This window comes from Micromonospora sp. NPDC049139, assembly GCF_055586845.1.
On sequence record NZ_JBVJHK010000005.1, the window covers coordinates 189,512 to 205,098 of the forward strand.

Annotated in this window: 15 protein-coding genes; 11 read left to right on the plus strand and 4 right to left on the minus strand. The window is 74.7% G+C overall.

The features are described from left to right. Positions 1-33 precede the first annotated feature (33 nt). Positions 34-1,335 carry an MFS transporter gene (locus tag ACZ6Q9_RS12125; protein ID WP_396828624.1) on the plus strand — a complete coding sequence of 434 codons (1,302 nt, stop codon included), beginning with the start codon at positions 34-36 and terminating at the stop codon, positions 1,333-1,335. Positions 1,336-1,345: 10 nt separating this feature from the next. On the opposite strand, the gene ACZ6Q9_RS12130 is transcribed toward ACZ6Q9_RS12125, so the two are convergent. After that, on the minus strand, positions 1,346-1,702 hold the full coding sequence (locus tag ACZ6Q9_RS12130) for an STAS domain-containing protein (RefSeq protein ID WP_092381119.1): 357 nt from the start codon (positions 1,700-1,702) through the stop codon (positions 1,346-1,348). A 162-nt stretch (positions 1,703-1,864) separates the two neighbouring features. Here ACZ6Q9_RS12130 and ACZ6Q9_RS12135 point away from each other — a divergent pair, with 162 nt between their 5' ends. Genes ACZ6Q9_RS12135 through ACZ6Q9_RS12160 form a run of 6 tightly spaced genes read left to right on the plus strand, consistent with a single transcriptional unit; the run spans position 1,865 to position 7,472 of the window. After that, positions 1,865-2,725: an STAS domain-containing protein gene (locus ACZ6Q9_RS12135; protein WP_393453602.1), complete on the plus strand. Its 861-nt coding sequence runs from the start codon at positions 1,865-1,867 to the stop codon at positions 2,723-2,725. Then, positions 2,725-3,138 carry an STAS domain-containing protein gene (locus ACZ6Q9_RS12140; protein ID WP_393453599.1) on the plus strand — a complete coding sequence of 138 codons (414 nt, stop codon included), beginning with the start codon at positions 2,725-2,727 and terminating at the stop codon, positions 3,136-3,138. Before ACZ6Q9_RS12135 ends, ACZ6Q9_RS12140 begins: the two co-directional genes overlap by 1 nt. Beyond that, on the plus strand, positions 3,135-3,554 hold the full coding sequence (locus ACZ6Q9_RS12145; RefSeq protein WP_393257357.1) for an ATP-binding protein: 420 nt from the start codon (positions 3,135-3,137) through the stop codon (positions 3,552-3,554). The genes ACZ6Q9_RS12140 and ACZ6Q9_RS12145 overlap by 4 nt, the downstream gene beginning before the upstream one ends. Further along, entirely contained in the window at positions 3,551-4,570 is a 1,020-nt protein-coding gene (locus tag ACZ6Q9_RS12150; protein ID WP_396828821.1) for a SpoIIE family protein phosphatase, read from the plus strand. The genes ACZ6Q9_RS12145 and ACZ6Q9_RS12150 overlap by 4 nt, the downstream gene beginning before the upstream one ends. Positions 4,571-4,602: 32 nt before the next feature. Continuing rightward, on the plus strand, positions 4,603-5,931 hold the full coding sequence (locus tag ACZ6Q9_RS12155; protein WP_396828819.1) for a sensor histidine kinase: 1,329 nt from the start codon (positions 4,603-4,605) through the stop codon (positions 5,929-5,931). 2 nt (positions 5,932-5,933) lie between these two features. Continuing rightward, positions 5,934-7,472, plus strand: coding sequence for a SpoIIE family protein phosphatase (locus ACZ6Q9_RS12160; RefSeq protein WP_396828621.1), 1,539 nt, complete (start codon positions 5,934-5,936; stop codon positions 7,470-7,472). A 76-nt stretch (positions 7,473-7,548) separates the two neighbouring features. Here ACZ6Q9_RS12160 and ACZ6Q9_RS12165 read toward each other — a convergent pair whose 3' ends face one another. Further along, a complete protein-coding gene (locus tag ACZ6Q9_RS12165; RefSeq protein WP_393453593.1) occupies positions 7,549-8,397 on the minus strand; it encodes a DUF6597 domain-containing transcriptional factor in 849 nt (282 codons plus the stop codon). Between the two features lie 31 nt (positions 8,398-8,428). Here ACZ6Q9_RS12165 and ACZ6Q9_RS12170 point away from each other — a divergent pair, with 31 nt between their 5' ends. The 3 genes from ACZ6Q9_RS12170 (at position 8,429) to ACZ6Q9_RS12180 (ending at position 11,747) form a co-directional block, all read left to right on the plus strand. Beyond that, complete coding sequence (locus ACZ6Q9_RS12170) at positions 8,429-9,001, plus strand: TIGR03086 family metal-binding protein (protein WP_396828619.1); 573 nt, start codon at positions 8,429-8,431, stop codon at positions 8,999-9,001. A 200-nt stretch (positions 9,002-9,201) separates the two neighbouring features. Then, positions 9,202-9,624, plus strand: coding sequence for a hypothetical protein (locus ACZ6Q9_RS12175; protein ID WP_396828617.1), 423 nt, complete (start codon positions 9,202-9,204; stop codon positions 9,622-9,624). 2 nt (positions 9,625-9,626) lie between these two features. Then, positions 9,627-11,747, plus strand: coding sequence for a bifunctional polysaccharide deacetylase/glycosyltransferase family 2 protein (locus ACZ6Q9_RS12180; RefSeq protein WP_393453585.1), 2,121 nt, complete (start codon positions 9,627-9,629; stop codon positions 11,745-11,747). Positions 11,748-11,810: 63 nt separating this feature from the next. Here ACZ6Q9_RS12180 and ACZ6Q9_RS12185 read toward each other — a convergent pair whose 3' ends face one another. Both ACZ6Q9_RS12185 and ACZ6Q9_RS12190 read right to left on the minus strand, forming a co-directional pair. Next, the gene (locus ACZ6Q9_RS12185) at positions 11,811-12,029 is read right to left on the minus strand and encodes a hypothetical protein (protein ID WP_393453582.1); all 219 of its coding nucleotides are present in this window, start codon (positions 12,027-12,029) and stop codon (positions 11,811-11,813) included. An 11-nt stretch (positions 12,030-12,040) separates the two neighbouring features. Next, complete coding sequence (locus ACZ6Q9_RS12190) at positions 12,041-14,137, minus strand: S9 family peptidase (RefSeq protein ID WP_396828614.1); 2,097 nt, start codon at positions 14,135-14,137, stop codon at positions 12,041-12,043. A 90-nt stretch (positions 14,138-14,227) separates the two neighbouring features. Between ACZ6Q9_RS12190 and ACZ6Q9_RS12195 the strand changes: the two genes are divergently transcribed. Continuing rightward, complete coding sequence (locus ACZ6Q9_RS12195) at positions 14,228-15,577, plus strand: FAD-binding oxidoreductase (RefSeq protein ID WP_393453576.1); 1,350 nt, start codon at positions 14,228-14,230, stop codon at positions 15,575-15,577. Positions 15,578-15,587 lie beyond the last annotated feature (10 nt).

Consider the following 15,587-nt stretch of genomic DNA (forward strand, 5'->3'; position numbering starts at 1 on the left):
CGGAATTCATCCCATGATTGTAGGTTCAACGGTATGACCCCGCCACCGCCCACCGCCACCGCCACCGCCGTCGACCCGATCCCGGCCCCGGACGGCGTGCCGGTCGCCCCCGCCGTGGAGCGGGCGAAGCCGGTCCGGCCCGCGCACCCGGCCACCGGGGGCGTGCTGGTGCTGGTCGGGATGCTGCTGGTCGCGGTGAACCTGCGGGCCGCCGTGACCAGCCTCGGGGCGCTGCTCGACGAGGTGCGGGACGGCCTGGCGCTCTCCGGGGCGATGGCCGGTCTCGTCACCACCCTGCCCACCATCGCCTTCGCGGGGCTCGGCGCGCTCACCCCGTGGCTGGTCCGCCGGTTCGCCCCGGCCCGGGTGCTGGTGGTCGCGATGCTCGCGCTCGCCGCCGGTCAGGTGCTGCGGGTGGTCACCGACTCCGCCCTGGTCTTCGTGCTCACCAGCGCGCTGGCGCTGGCCGGCATCGCGGTGGCGAACATCCTGCTGCCGATGCTGGTCAAGCAGCACTTCCCGCACCGCACCGGGCTCGTCACCGGGGCGTACACGATGGCGCTGACCCTGGGCACGTCGGTGGCCGCCGCGTCTGCGGTGCCGGTGGCGCACGCCTTCGGCTCCTGGCGGGTCGGGCTCGGGGTCTGGGCCGGGCTGGCCGCAGTGGCCGTGCTCCCGTGGGTGCCGCTGGCGCTGCGGGCGCGTGCCGCCGCGCGGCGGGCCACCCCGACGGAGGCCGTCGCCCCCCGCACCCGGATCCGGCCCGGCCGCACCCGGCTCGGCTGGGCGATGGCGGTCTACTTCGGAGCGCAGTCGCTCAGCGGATACGCGATCATGGGCTGGCTGGCCCAGCTGTTCCGGGACGCCGGCTACCACCCGGAGACGGCCGGGCTGCTGCTCGCCGGGGTGACCGCCCTCGGCGTGCCCATCGCCCTGCTGATGCCGACGCTGGCCGGCCGGCTGCGGACGCTGCGCCCGCTGGTGCTCTCGCTGACCGCTGCGTCGACCCTGGCCTACCTGGGGCTCGCCCTGGCCCCGCACGGCGCGGCGCTGCTCTGGGTGGCCCTGCTGGCGATCGGGCAGGGCGCGTTCCCGTTGATCCTGACGGTGATCGGCCTGCGGGCCCGGACCGCCGAGGGAACCGTCGCGCTGTCGGCCTTCGCGCAGAGCACGGGCTACGTCATCGCCGCGCTGGGGCCGCTGCTGGTGGGCATCCTCTACGAGGCGACCGGCGGATGGACCGCCCCGATCGGGTTCCTGCTGGCGGCGCTGGCCGTGCAGACCGCCGCGGGCCTGGTGATCGCCCGCCCCCGGCACATCGAGGACGAGGCGTGAGGAGGAACGGTCAGGAGGAGGCCGGCGTGGGGTCGCCCGCCACGGCCTGGTCGACCGTCGGGTAGGTGTGCAGCACCTCGACGAGGCCGCTCACCTCGAGGATGCGGAGCACCCCCCGCTGCGGGGCGGCCAGCCGCACCACGCCCCCGGCCTCGTCGCAGCTGTTCTTGGCGCGGACGAACACCGACAACCCGGTGGAGTCGCAGAACGAGACGTTCGCCAGGTCGAAGACGAGCCGGCTGCGGCCCTTGTCGAGCAGGTCGGTGATCTGGTCCTGCAACTGCGGTGCGGTCGCCATGTCCAACTCGCCCGCGACCGACACGACGACCACGTCGCCGCGCTGTTCCGTGTGCACCGTCAAGGACATTCGCCAGACCTCCCGTTATCGGGGAAACGGTATCCCACGATCGGGGTGGTACGCAGAACGGGAACCGGTATCCGGTGGTCACCGTCATTCGCTTGCCGTGCAGCAACTAGCGACCCGGCCTCCGGTGATAGAGTCCGCCGGTCCAGGTCGAAGGGGGTTGCCATGGCGCTGAGCGCCGAGGAGAGCGGCCGGCTCGCGAGTCTGCTGACAGGTCATGCCGAGCGGATCACGCAGCGTTGGACAGAGATCGTCGCCGGGTCGCTGCGCGGGCGACTCAGCCAGGGGGAACTGCGCCGGCAGGTGCAGGAGCTGCACGGCAGCATGGTGACCGCCGCCGAGCACGGGGCCGTCGACCTCGACGCCGAGCAGGCCACCGAGCTGCGCGCCGTGCTCGCCGAGCTGTCGCGGGGCCGGGCCCGACAGGGCTTCTCCGCCTCCGAGACCGCGATCAGCGTGTTCGCGGTCAAGGAGGCGCTGCTGGAGCTGATGGAGGCCGAGGGCGGCTCCGGGACGCTCCGCGACTACGTCGCCTTCTCCGGGCTGATCGACCAGATGGGCCTGTTCACCTTCGAGAGCTTCGTCCGCACCCGCGAGAGCCTCATCGCCGACCAGGCGGAACAGCTGCTCGAACTCTCCACCCCGGTGGTGAAGCTCTGGGAGGGCGTCGTCGCCGTGCCGCTGGTCGGCACCCTCGACTCGGCCCGCGCCCAGGTGGTGATGGAGCGGCTGCTCCAGACCCTGGTCGACACCGGCTCGCCGTACGCGATCATCGACATCACCGGCGTACCGGCGGTGGACACCCAGGTCGCCCAGCACATCCTGAAGACCGTGGTGGCCGCCCGGCTGATGGGCGCGGACTGCATCATCTCCGGCATCCGGCCACAGATCGCGCAGACCATCGTGGCCCTGGGCATCGAGTTCGGCGACATCGCCACCAAGGCCAGCCTCGCCGACGCGCTGCGGCACGTGCTCCGGCTCACCGGGGTCGAGACCGCCCGCCGGCTGCCGCGCCGGGAGGCGTGATGGAGCGGGTGCCGATCCTCAAGATCGGCGAGATCCTGCTGGTCTCCATCCAGGTCGACATGTCCGACCAGACGGCGGTCCAGCTCCAGGAGGACCTCGCGGAGCGGATCGTCGCGACCGGCTGCCACGGCGTGATCATCGACATCACCGCCCTGGACATCGTGGACTCCTTCGTCGGGCGGATGCTGTCGACCATCGCCTCGATCTCCAGGGTGCTCGACGCCGAGACGGTGGTGGTCGGAATGCGGCCCGCCGTCGCCATCACCCTCGTCGAGCTGGGCCTGTCCCTCAACGGCATCCGGACGGCGCTCAACGTCGAACGGGGCATGGAGCTGATCGCGGCGGCGCGCGCGGACGAGCACGAGTTCGCGTTCGACGACGAACCGGACGCCGATACGACGGCCTCCTCATGACCGCGGGCGTCGACCTGGGCCAGCCGCAGGCGCAGGCGATCCGCGGCGACGAGGACGTGGTGCGCGTCCGGCAGCTGGTGCGTACGGTGGCGGTGGCGGTCAAGCTCTCGCTGGTCGACCAGACCAAGGTGGTCACCGCGGCGAGCGAGCTGGCCCGCAACACCCTGGTGTACGGCGGCGGCGGCACCGTCGAGGTGGGCACGGTGGACAACGGGACGCGGCGGGGCGTACGCATCGTCTTCGCCGACCGCGGCCCGGGCATCGCCGACCTCGACCTGGCACTGACCGACGGCTACACGACCGGGGGCGGGCTCGGCCTCGGGCTCAGCGGCGCGCGCCGGCTGGTCGACGAGTTCGACATCCAGACGGCGGTGGGTGAGGGCACCCGCATCACGGTCACCAAGTGGTCCAGATGACCGAGTACGTGGTCCCCGACCGTGGCATCTGGTTCCGGGTGGAGACCGGCAGCGCCGCCAGCGCGGTGCGCCGGGCCGCCGAGCGGCTCGGCGACCAGCTCGACCTGGGGGAGGCCCGCACCGCCGACCTCGCGATCGTCGCCGCCGAGCTGACCAGCAACCTGGTCAAGCACGCCGAGGACGGCATGCTGCTGCTGCGGCCCGCCCGGCACGAGCGGGAGGCCGGCGTGGAGCTGATCGCGATCGACGCCGGGCCGGGGATGGCCGACCTGACCGTCTCCTCGCAGGACGGGCACTCCACCACGGGCACGCTCGGCATCGGTCTCGGCGCGATCGTCCGGCAGGCCAGCTGGTTCGACGGCTACTCCCGGCCGGGTCGGGGCACGGTCCTCGCCGTCCAGGTCTGGCCGGACCGCGCCGGTGGGCGGGAGCGGCCCTGGGCCGGCGCGCTCACCCGGCCGCTGACCGGGGAACCGGTCAGCGGCGATGGGTACGCCTGGCGGATCGTGGAGGGCCGGCGGCAGGTGCTGGTCTGCGACGGCCTGGGGCACGGGCCGCTCGCCGCCGCCGCCACCGACGCCGCGCTCGACGCGTTCCGCCGGGCGCCGGCGGGGCCGCCGGCCGCAGTGGTCCAGCACCTGCACCGGTCGATGACCCACACCCGGGGCGCGGCGCTGGCCGTCGCGGAGCCGGACCCGTCGGCCGGGGTGCTGCGCTACGCCGGGCTGGGCAACATCTCCGCCGCGGTCGTCGGCGCGGCCGGCCAGCGCCGGGGCCTGGTCTCGCTGCCCGGCATCGCCGGGCACCAGCGTCCCCCGGTCCGGGAGTACGACTACCCCTTCGAGGCCGGCGCCCTGCTGGTGATGCACAGCGACGGCGTGGTCGACCGCTGGCAGCTCGCCGACTGTCCCGGTCTCGCCGACCGGTCGCCCGTCGTGGTGGCCGCGTCGCTGCTGCGGGACGCCGGCACCCGCCGCGACGACGCGTGCGTCCTGGTCGCCCGGGCGTGGTCGTGACCGGGCCGACCGGGGCGGTGCCGCTGCTCCAGATGGTGCTGCGGGTCGAACACGACATCTTCGTGGTCCGGCAGCGGGGCCGCGAGGTCGCCGCCGCGGTCGGGCTGGAGCACCAGGACCAGGTACGCATCGCCACGGCGCTCAGCGAGGTGGCCCGGGACCTGCTGCGCGCGGTCGGCGGGGCGGACGTGACATTCACCCTGGTCCACGACGCCGTTGGTGGTGGGCGATACCTGCGGGTGGACCTCCTCCCGGTGCGCCCGCTGCCCGACGGGCGGTACGAGCCGCAGTCGGGTGCGGTGGCGCGGTTGGTGGACATGTTGGGCGTCGTGACCGGGGAGGGGGATACGGTCGTGAGGATGTCCCGACGTGTCCCGGTCACCGCCGAGGTGCTGACCCCGGAGCGTCTCGCCGAGCTGCGCGCCGAACTCGGCCGGAACGCCCCGGGCAGCGCCCTCGACGAGTTGGCCGCGCAGAACGCGCAACTGATCGCCGCCCTCGACGAGGTACGCAGCCAGCGCGACGAGCTGGCCGTGCTCAACGAGGAACTGGCCGAGACCAACCGCGGCGTGATGGCGCTCTACAACCAGCTCACCGAGGAGCTGGAGGAGACCAACCGCGGCGTGGTCGCGCTCTACGCCGAGCTGGACGAGAAGTCCGCCCAGTTGCGGGCGGCCAGCGAGTCGAAGAGCCGCTTCCTGGCGAACGTCAGCCACGAGCTGCGCGCCCCCGTCACCGCGATCATGGGACTCGGCCGGCTGCTGGGCGACTCCGCCTCCGACCCGCTCACCGCCGAGCAGGCCCGCCAGGTCGGGCTGATCCGCTCCTCGGCGAGCGACCTGCTCACGCTGGTCAACGAGCTGCTCGACCTGGCCAAGGCCGAGTCCGGCCGGATCGAGCCCGACTGGGCCGAGGTGGACCTGCGGCCGATCTTCGGCCAGCTGCGCGGCACGCTGCGGGCCCTGGCCACCCGGCCGGAGGTCGAACTGGTGGTGGAGGAGCCGCCGGCCCCGGCCACGCTGCGCACCGACGAGGTGCTGCTCGCCCAGGTGCTGCGCAACCTCCTGCACAACGGGCTCAAGTTCACCGAGCGCGGGGAGGTCCGGCTGCGGGCGGAGCGGCGGGGCGACCGTTGGCTGCTGTCCGCCTCGGACACCGGCCCGGGCATCGCGCCCGAGCAGCACGACCGGATCTTCGAGGAGTTCTACCAGGTGCCCGGCGCGACCCGGGTGGGCGGCACGGGCCTCGGCCTGCCGTACGCGCGGCGGCTGGTGACCCTGCTCGGCGGCACCCTGGAGCTGGCCAGCGAGCCCGGGCGGGGCAGCACGTTCACCGTCAGCCTGCCCGTGGGCGGAGCGTGACGGTGGAGGGCGGCCCGGCGACCGTGCTGGTGGTCGACGACAGTCGCACCAAGCGGTACCTGCTGGTCAGCTGGCTCTCCCGCGCGGGTTTCACCGTGCTGGAGGCGGAGACCGGCGGCGAGGCCCTGGCCCGCGTCGGCGTGGACCCGATCGACCTCGTGGTGCTCGACGTGCGGCTGCCCGACCTGAGCGGGTTCGAGGTCTGCGAACGGATCAAGGCCGCGCACCCGGCGATGCCGGTGATCCACGTGTCCGCGCACGCGGTCGACGTCGTGGACCGGGCGCAGGGGCTGACCCGGGGCGCGGACGCGTACCTGGCCGAGCCCATCGAGCCGGAGGAGTTGGTCGCCACCGCGCACGCGGTGCTGCGCTACTACCGGGCGCGGCAGCGGGCGGAGCTGCTCGCCGAACGGCTGCTCGGGCTGGCCGACACCACGGTGGCGATGCACTCCGCGCCCAACTTCGCGCGGCTGCTGGAGACGGCGGCGGCCGGGGCGGCCCAGATCTTCAAGAGCCCCGCCGCGGTGGTCGCCGAGACGTTCGACGGCGACTGCGTCGCCGGGGTCGCGGGCGGCCCCGGCGGCACGGCCACGATCGTCCCGTGGCTCGTGGACGACAGCGGCGTGCCGATCGGGACGATGGTCCGGGTGGACGACCCGGCCGGCTGGGGCCTGGTCGACTGGCCGGCGGGGGACACGGTCACGGTGGCCGCCGCCCGGCTCCGCGAGGACCGCCCGCCGCTCTACGTCGTCGTGCCCACCGCGACGCAGACCGCCCGCACCCCCGTGCTGGTGCAGCTCGCCCAGGCCGTCGCGTCGGCGGTGGAGGCGCAGCGCTCCTTCGACGAGGAGCACCGCATCGCGGTCACCCTCCAGCGCAGCCTGCTGCCGCGCCGGATTCCCGAGATCAACGGGCTCGACCTGGCCGTGCGCTACGAGCCGGCGAGCGCGCAGACCGAGGTGGGTGGCGACTTCTACGAGCTGGTGATGCTCGACGGCCACCTGCTGCTGGCGATCGGCGACGTGGCCGGCCACTCGCTGCACGCCGCGACCGTGATGGCCGAGCTGCGGCACGCGGTGCGGGCGTACGCGGTGGAGGGACACCAGCCGGGCGAGATCCTGGAGCGGGTCAACGAGCTGATGCGCACCCTGCTCCCCACGGAGCTGGCCACGATCTGCCTGCTGCTGCTGCACCCGCCCACCGGCCGGGTCCGGCTGGCCAGCGCCGGGCACCTGCCGCCGGTGCTCAGCCTGGACGGCAAGGTGGAGTTCGTGCAGCACTCGGCGCCGCTGCTCGGGGTGCGCGCCCAGCGACCGCCCGACCTGGAGTTCGTGCTGCCGGCCGGGGCGACGCTGGTGTTCTACACCGACGGCCTGATCGAGCGGCGGGACACCACGATCGACGACGGGCTGGCCGCCCTGGCCGTGGCCGCCGGGCGGATCGACGACGACCTGGACCGGTTCTGCGAGCGGCTCCTGGTCGAGCTGGCCCCGCCGGAGATCCAGGACGACGTCGCCGTGGTCGCCCTCCGCCGCCGCTGACGTGTAAGGAAGGGCACCTTGTTAACGCCTGGCGCTGTGGAAGGGGCCCTTCCTAACTCCGGCAGCCGCCCCCGGGTCAGCCGACCGAGCGGGCGTACGCGGCAGGCGACACGCCGATGACGGCGGTGAACTCGCGGACCAGGTGGGCCTGGTCGCTGTAGCCGAGGTCCGCCGCGAGCGCCGCCCAGTCCGGCGGGCCGCCCGCGGCCTGCTCGACGGCCTCCTGGAGCCGGTACCGACGGATCACCCACTTCGGGCCGACGCCGACGTGCGCGAGGAACAGGCGTTGCAGCCGGCGGACGGAGAGCCCGTGCCGCCGGGCGAAGTCGTCCACCCGCAGCACCGTCCGGTCGGCGCGGATCGCCTCGACCAGGCCGATCACCTCGTCGGTGACCGGGTCGGCCGCCGGCGCCCAGCCGAGCAGCAGGTCGTCCAGCGCTCGGCAGCGCTCGGCGTCCGTACCGTCGCAGCGGCCGGCGGGCGGCGGCCCCTCGGCGGCCGACGCGGCGGCGACCAGGGCGGCGGCCGGCGGCCAGCGGTCGGCGAGCGACGGGACCGGCCACCGCCGCCCGGTCAGCTCGGCGACCGACCGCCCGCGCCAGAACGGCCGGAAGCCGCCCGGCCGGAACTGGACCCCGCTGACCCGGCCGACGCCGGACAGCGTGATCGAGAACAGTTTCCGCCCCACGCCGGCCACCTCGGCGGTCTCCGGGCCGTCGCCGTCGCGCCGGAACACCACGTTCACCGCCGGGTGCGGCACGACCTGCTGCGTGAGCGGCTCGGTCAGCTCCCAGTCGACGAGCCAGTAGTGCTCGACGTACGGCCGGAGCGCCACGGCGGGCAGGTGCCGGCGGAAGCGGACCTGGCGCAGCAGCCGGGCCGGGTCCAGGATGCCCCGGCTGTCCCCGCGCGGCTGCTGTCGCATTTCTTCAAGACCATCCTCATACGCTGGCCGTATGGCAACCCAGACTAGTGACCTGCTGGCGGCGGCCGCGCCGCCGACCGTGGCGGTGGTGCGTGGCATCGCCGACGACCAGCTCGACCTGCCGACGCCCTGCCGCGAGTACGCGGTGCGCGACCTGCTCGACCACCTGTTCCAGGTGGTGGTGAACTTCCAGGCCCTCGCGGCGAAGCGCCCCGTCGAGTGGGCGGACAGGCCTGGCCATCTCACGGACGGTTGGCGCGACCGGTTCGAGGCCGAGACGCGGCGGCTGGTCGACGCCTGGTCCGACCCGTCCGCGCTGGAAGGCGTCTCGCCGGGGATGGGCATGCCGCAGAGCACGGTCGGCGGCATGGTGCTGCTGGACCTGACGGTGCACGGCTGGGACCTCGCCGTCGCCACCGGCCAGCCGTACCGGCCCGCCCCGGAGGCGACGGCCGCGCTGCACGAGCTGGTGGGGCGGCTCGGGCCGCAGGCCCGGAAGATGGGCGTCTTCGCGGAACCGGTGTCGAGCGCCGCCGACCTGCCGGAGTTCGACCGGCTGCTCTGCCACACCGGCCGCGACCCCGGCTGGCCCCCGGCCGCCTGAGCATCACCGGCTGCGCGGCTCGCCGCCGCACGGGCCTCCGGCCTGCTGTTCCTCGGTGCCCGGCGGTGGAGAAACTTTGGGGAACCTGAGCTGTGTAACGCCGGTGGCGACGTGGGCGCTGTTCGCCCTGGAGGCCCGGCCGGATCGGGCCCTGGCCCGGGCCGGAAGGCCCGTCGCGCGTGGCAGCGGGAGTTCAACAGATGCACAACCAGCCGGGCGGCTCGCCGCCGGTGTTCGTCGACCGGACCGGGCGTCGCCGCCGGCTCACGGTGATCGCCGGCACGGCGATGGGTCTGGGCCTGCTCACCAGCCTCGGCCTGATCGCCGCCGGCCTCTTCATGGACTCGTCGGTGTCGCTGCCCGGCTGGTCGGACAGCCGCCCGGCGGCACCGCTCGAAGCCGAGGTGGACGGTCGCGGCGAGCTGGGCGGCGCGTCGCCGACCGGCCCCCGCCCGTCGCCCGCGACCAGCACCTTGGCCCCGGCGCCCACCCGCACGGCCGGCATCGGCACCACCCCGGCCACCGGCGCTCCCGCCGCCCGGCCGAGCCGGTCCGAGCAGCCCGGCCAGGGCGACGAGCGGCGGACCGCCAAGCCGAGCCGCTCCCCGGGCAAGCCGAGCTAGCGGTGGCGCGGCACGTCGCCCGCCGTGACCCGCGGGCGCACTGGATCCTGCTCCTGCTCGGGTTGGCGCTGCTGCTCGCGGCGCTCACCGTCAACGGCCTGGTGACCGGGCTCGCCGGCGGCTCCGGCGGGGCGCGGGCCGACACGTCCGCCGGGCCGGCGGTGCCGAAGGAGGTCGCCACCGGCGGGCCGGTGCTGCGGCTCGACCAGGATCGGCCGGTCAGCCGGGTCATGCCCGACCGGACGATCGCGCTGACCTTCGACGACGGGCCGGACCCGCGGTGGACGCCGCAGGTGCTCGACGTGCTGCGCCGGCACGGCGCGCGCGCCACCTTCTTCGTGGTCGGCGCCCGGGTCAACGAGCACCCCGAGTTGGTTCGCCGGATCCTCGCCGAGGGACACGAGCTGGGCTCGCACAGCTTCACCCACGCCGACCTCGGCGCCGCCGCCGACTGGCGGCGGGACCTGGAACTCTCGCTCACCCGCAAGGCCGTCGCCGGGGCGGCCGGCCGCGAGGTCACCCTGCTCCGGCCGCCGTTCTCGTCGCACCCGTCGGCGCTGACCGGCCCCGAGTACGCCGCGCTGCGTGCTGCCGCCGGCACCGGCCACGTCGCCGTGCTCGCCGACCGGGACACCAGGGACTGGCAGCGGCCCGGCGTGCCGGCCATCGTCGAGGCCGCCACCCCGGAGCGGGGGCGCGGCGCGGTGGTGCTGATGCACGACGGGGGCGGCGACCGGGCCCAGACGGTGGCCGCCCTCGACCGGCTGTTGCCCGCGCTGACCCGGCAGGGCTACCGGTTCACCACGGTCTCGGAGGGGATCGACGCACCGGCCTCCATGGTGCCGGCGGGCGGGGGCAGCCGGCTCGGCGGCCACGCCCTCCGGTGGACCCAGGCCGGCGCCGGCTGGCTGGCCGGGGCGATGGACGTGCTGCTCGGGCTCGCGCTGGTGCTGGGCGTGGCCCGGCTGGTCGTGCAGGTGGTCTGCGCCCAGGTGCACGTGCGGCGGGTCCGCCGACCGGGGCGGGCACGGCCGGCGATCACCGCGCCGGTGTCGGTGATCGTGCCCGCGTACAACGAGGCCGCGAACATCGCCGCGACCGTCCGGTCGCTGGTGGCCAGCGACTACCCGGCGCTGGAGGTGATCGTCGTGGACGACGGATCCGGCGACGACACCGCCGGCATCGTCGAGCGGCTCGGGCTGCGCGGGGTGCGGGTCATCCGGCAGGCCAACGCCGGTAAGCCGGCGGCGCTGAACACCGGCATCCGGGCCGCCCGCGCCGACCTGCTGGTGCTGGTCGACGGCGACACCGTCTTCCAGCCCGACACCGTCCACCGGCTGGTGCAGGGCTTCGCCGACCCGACGGTCGGCGCGATCTCCGGCAACACCAAGGTCGCCAACCGGCGCCGGCTGCTCGGCCGCTGGCAGCACCTGGAGTACGTGATCGGCTTCAACCTCGACCGCCGGATGTACGACGTGCTGGAGTGCATGCCGACCATCCCCGGCGCGATCGGGGCGTTCCGCCGCGAGGTGCTGTTCGCCGTCGGCGGGGTGCCCGCGGACACGCTGGCGGAGGACACCGACCTCACCATGAAGGTGCTGCGGGCCGGCTGGCGGGTGGTCTACGAGGAGGCCGCCATCGCCTGGACCGAGGCGCCCTCCTCGCTGCGGCAGCTCTGGCGGCAGCGCTACCGCTGGTGCTACGGCACCATGCAGGCGATGTGGAAGCACCGGCACGCGCTGCGCGAGCGGGGCGCCGGCGGCAAGCTCGGCCGGCGCGGCCTGCCGTACCTGACCGTGTTCCAGATCGTGCTGCCGCTGGCCGCCCCGGCGGTGGACGTCTACGCCGTCTACGGCCTGCTGTTCCTGCCCTGGTCGACGCTGGTGCTGGCCTGGGCGGGGCTGTTGCTGCTCCAAGGGGCCACCGCCGCGTACGCGCTGCGGCTGGACCGGGAACGCTTTGGCCCGCTGTGGAGCCTGCCGTTCCAGCAGTTGATCTACCGGCAGCTGATGTACCTGGTGGTGGTGCAGTCGGTGGTCACCGCGCTGATCGGAAACCGGCTGCGCTGGCAGCGGATGGCACGCACCGGCGAGGCCGCCGCCCTGCTCCCCACACCCCGCTGACCCGCCCGACCGAGACCGGCGGGCGGAGACGGTGATCCGGCGGCGTGCCGGCCGCCCGGACCGTCAGCGCGGACCGAACAGGCCGGCGGACCAGGAGAGGGCCAGCCCGAGCACCGCCGAGCAGCAGCAGACCAGCAGCGCGGCGGCGACCACCGCGAGGATCACCCAGGTCGGCCCGCGCCGGGCCACGCCCGGCTCCGCCGCCGCATCGCCCCGGTCGCCGTCTCCGTCCGGGGAGCCGGGCGGATCGTCCGCCGCCCGGCTCCCGTGCGTTCCGGTCACTCCGCCGTGGCTCAGGCGCGGCCGAGGCGGTCGAGGATCCAGGCGTTGATGAACGCCTCCTCGCGCCACGCGTCGTAGCGGCCGCTCGGCCCGCCGTGGCCGGCGCCCATCTCGGTCTTGAGCAGGTAGTCGCCCTGCGGGGCGACCGCCCGCAGCCGGGCGATCCACTTCGCCGGCTCGTGGTAGAGCACGCGGGTGTCGTTGAGGCTGGTCACCGCCAGGATCGCCGGGTAGTCCACCGCCCGCACGTTCTCGTACGGGGTGTAGGACTTCATGTACGCGTAGACCTCCGGGTCGTCGAGGGGGTTGCCCCACTCCTCCCACTCGGTGACGGTCAGCGGCAGCGACGGGTCCAGGATCGAGGTGAGCGCGTCCACGAAGGGCACCTGCGCGACGATCCCGGCGAACGCGTCCGGGGCGAGGTTGGCCACCGCGCCCATCAGCAGCCCGCCGGCCGAGGCGCCCCGGGCGACGAGCCGGTCGCCCGCCGTCCAGCCGGCCTTGACCAGGTGCCGGGCGCAGGCGACGAAGTCGGTGAACGTGTTCTTCTTGGCCAGCAGTTTGCCCTGGTCGTACCAGCGGCGGCCCAGTTCGCCGCCGCCGCGGATGTGCGCCACGGCGAAGATGACGCCCCGGTCCAGCAGGGACAGCCGGGCGATGGAGAACCACGGGTCCATGCTCGCCTCGTACGAGCCGTAGCCGTAGATGACGCAGGGGGCGGAGCCGTCCTTCGGCGTGCCGGCCCGGCAGACCAGCGAGATCGGCACCCGCGTCCCGTCGTCGGCGAGTGCCCAGTCGCGGTGCTGCTCGTAGTCGGCCGGGTCGTACGCCCGACCGTCCGGCCCGGGCTTCACCGGCTTCTGCCGGCGCAGCACCATCTGCCGGGTGACCAGGTCGTAGTCGTAGACCGAGTCGGGGGTGACCAGCGAGGTGTAGCGCAGCCGGATCTGCCTGGTCTGGTATTCCGGGTTGCTGTCCAGGCCGACGCTGTAGAGCGGCTCCGGGAAGTCGATGTCGAAGGCGTCGCCGCCGCCGATCGGCAGCACCCGCAGCCCGGTCAGCCCGTTGCTGCGCAGCGAGACGACCAGGTGGTCGGCGAAGGCGTCCACCGCCTCCAGTCGGGTGCCGGGCGAGTGCTCGATCAGCGGCACCCAGTCGCCGGGCGCGTCCGCCGAGGTGTACGCCAGCGCGAAGTCCTCGGCGCCGTCGTTGTGCAGGATCAGGAAGCGGTGGCCGTGGTGCTCGACGGTGTATTCCACGCCCTGCCGCCGGGGCGCCACGGACGCGGGCGCGCCGGTCGGGTTGCCGGCCGGGATCACCAGCACCTCACTGGTGATCTTGCTGTGGATGTCGACGAGGACGAACTTCTCGGAGCGGGTCAGCTCGACGCCGACCCAGAAGCGCTCGTCGTCCTCCTGGTGGACCACCACGTCCTCGCTCGACGGGGTGCCCAGGGTGTGCCGCCAGACCCGGTTGGGCCGCCACGCCTCGTCGACGGTCACGTAGAACAGCACGGAGGCGTCGGCGGACCAGGCGGTGCCGTAGAAGGTGTCGGGCACCTCGTCGGGCAGCAACTCGCCGGTGGAGAGGTCCTTGACCCGCAGCGTGAACCGCTCGTCGCCGGAGAAGTCCGTCGAGTATGCGAGCCACCGCCCGTCGGGGCTGACGTCGAACGCGCCGAGCGCGAAGAAGTCGTGCCCCTCGGCGAGCAGGTTGCCGTCGAGCAGCACCTCCTCGCCCTCCAGCGGCGCGCCGTCCGCGCTGACCGGCGGGTCGGTCTCGCCGTCCCGGACGGCCCGGCGGCACTGCACGCCGTACTGCTGCCCCTCGACCGTGCGGGTGTAGTACCAGTAGCCGCCCTTGCGGCTGGGCACCGACAGGTCGGTCTCCTGGGTGCGCCGGCGGGTCTCCTCGAACAGGTCGGCGCGCAACCCGTCGAGATGCGCCGTCCGGGCCTCCGTGTACGCGTTCTCGGTGGTCAGGTAGGCGATCGTCGCCGGATCGTCCTTGGTGGCCAGCCACGCGTACTCGTCGATGACGGTGTCGCCGTGGTGGGTGCGCTCGCTGGGCACCCGCTTCGCCGTGGGCACGGGGGTCTCGGTGGTCACGGCGTCACGTTACCGGCGCGGGTCACCCTCCGGGTGGTCTCGTCGGTCGACCCGCCGCCACATCTTTCGAACATGTGTACGATGACCGGCATGGCGGCAGCAGCGAGTTCCACCGACCGACCCGGAGCCCTCGACATCACCCGGCGGTTGACGGAGATCTGCGGCCCGCCGTTCGCCCGCCTCGCCGGCCCGGCCGACGAGGTGGCCGGGCGCCCGGCCCGCTGGGTGGCCGTGCCCGGCGGTCCGCACGCCGCCGCCGAGGTGCTGCGGCTGGCGGCCCGGCACGACCTGACCGTCGTGCCGCGCGGCGCCGGCACGAAGATCGACTGGGGTGCCGCCCCCGACCGGGTCGACATCATGCTCGACACCGGCCGGCTCGCCGGGATCGGGCACCAGCCGACCGGCGCGCCCACCGCCGAGGTCGGCGCGGGCACCCCGCTGCGCGCGGTGCAGGCCGCGCTCGAACGCACCGGGCAGCGGCTCGCGGTCGACGCCCCCTCGCCCGGCGCGACCCTCGGCGGCGTGCTCGCCGCCGGCGAGGCGGGCCCGCTGCGGCACCGCCACGGCAGCCCGTGCGACCAGCTCCTCGGCGTGCGCTACCTGGACGCCGACGGCGAGCTGGTCAACGCCGGCGGCGGCGTCGACGGGCTGGAGCTGGCCCGGCTGCTCTGCGGCTCGCAGGGGGCACTCGGCGTGCTGGTCTCCGCGACCCTGCGGGTGCAGGCCGTGCCGGCCGGCCGGATCTGGGTCACCCGGCCGGTCTGGACCCCGCTCGAGGTGCACGACCTCGTCCGCAGGGTGCTCGCCGCGCGCCTCGACCCGGCCGCGGTCGAGCTGGACCTGCCGGCCGGCGCGGGACCCCGGCCGCGCCAGGACGGCCGGGCCGAGTCGATGGCACGACACCCGTCCATGGCGGGGCGCGCCGCGCTCGGCCCGGCCGGTGCCGGTCGGCTCGCGGTGCTGCTGGAGGGCGGCCCGGCCGACGTCGCCGAGCGGGCCGACCGCCTGGTCACGCTCCTCGGCGGCAGGTCCGGGGTCAGCCACTCGGCGCCGGAGTGGTGGCGTCGCTACCCGTTCGGCCCGGGCGACACGGCGCTGCGGATCGAGGTGCCGATCGCCGACCTGCACGCCGCCGTCTACGCGCTGCGCGACGCCGCCGGCGCTCCCGTCCCGGTGCGCGGCTCCGCCGGCCTGGGCGTGGTGCACGCGGCCCTGCCCGGCGCCATGGCTCCCGACCGGGTGGCCTCGATCCTGGCCGCCGTCCGCGGGGTGCTCCTCGCCCGGCAGGGGCGGTGCGTGGTGCTCTCCGCGCCGCCGGCCGTCCGGAGGGCCGTCGACCTGTGGGGCGAGCTGGCCGGGCTGCCCCGGCTGCGCGCGGCCAAGGAGCACCTCGACCCCCACCACCGCCTCGCCCCGGGCCGCCTCCCCGGCGGCCTGTGACCGTCCAGCC

Excerpts from the sequence above, each read along its gene's own strand:
- ACZ6Q9_RS12125 (WP_396828624.1), top strand. The coding sequence starts at position 34 with ATGACCCCGCCACCGCCCACCGCCACCGCCACCGCCGTCGACCCGATC.
- ACZ6Q9_RS12130 (WP_092381119.1), bottom strand. The coding sequence starts at position 1,702 with ATGTCCTTGACGGTGCACACGGAACAGCGCGGCGACGTGGTCGTCGTG.
- ACZ6Q9_RS12135 (WP_393453602.1), top strand. The coding sequence starts at position 1,865 with ATGGCGCTGAGCGCCGAGGAGAGCGGCCGGCTCGCGAGTCTGCTGACA.
- ACZ6Q9_RS12140 (WP_393453599.1), top strand. The coding sequence starts at position 2,725 with ATGGAGCGGGTGCCGATCCTCAAGATCGGCGAGATCCTGCTGGTCTCC.
- ACZ6Q9_RS12145 (WP_393257357.1), top strand. The coding sequence starts at position 3,135 with ATGACCGCGGGCGTCGACCTGGGCCAGCCGCAGGCGCAGGCGATCCGC.
- ACZ6Q9_RS12150 (WP_396828821.1), top strand. The coding sequence starts at position 3,551 with ATGACCGAGTACGTGGTCCCCGACCGTGGCATCTGGTTCCGGGTGGAG.
- ACZ6Q9_RS12155 (WP_396828819.1), top strand. The coding sequence starts at position 4,603 with ATGGTGCTGCGGGTCGAACACGACATCTTCGTGGTCCGGCAGCGGGGC.
- ACZ6Q9_RS12165 (WP_393453593.1), bottom strand. The coding sequence starts at position 8,397 with ATGCGACAGCAGCCGCGCGGGGACAGCCGGGGCATCCTGGACCCGGCC.
- ACZ6Q9_RS12170 (WP_396828619.1), top strand. The coding sequence starts at position 8,429 with ATGGCAACCCAGACTAGTGACCTGCTGGCGGCGGCCGCGCCGCCGACC.
- ACZ6Q9_RS12175 (WP_396828617.1), top strand. The coding sequence starts at position 9,202 with ATGCACAACCAGCCGGGCGGCTCGCCGCCGGTGTTCGTCGACCGGACC.
- ACZ6Q9_RS12195 (WP_393453576.1), top strand. The coding sequence starts at position 14,228 with ATGGCGGCAGCAGCGAGTTCCACCGACCGACCCGGAGCCCTCGACATC.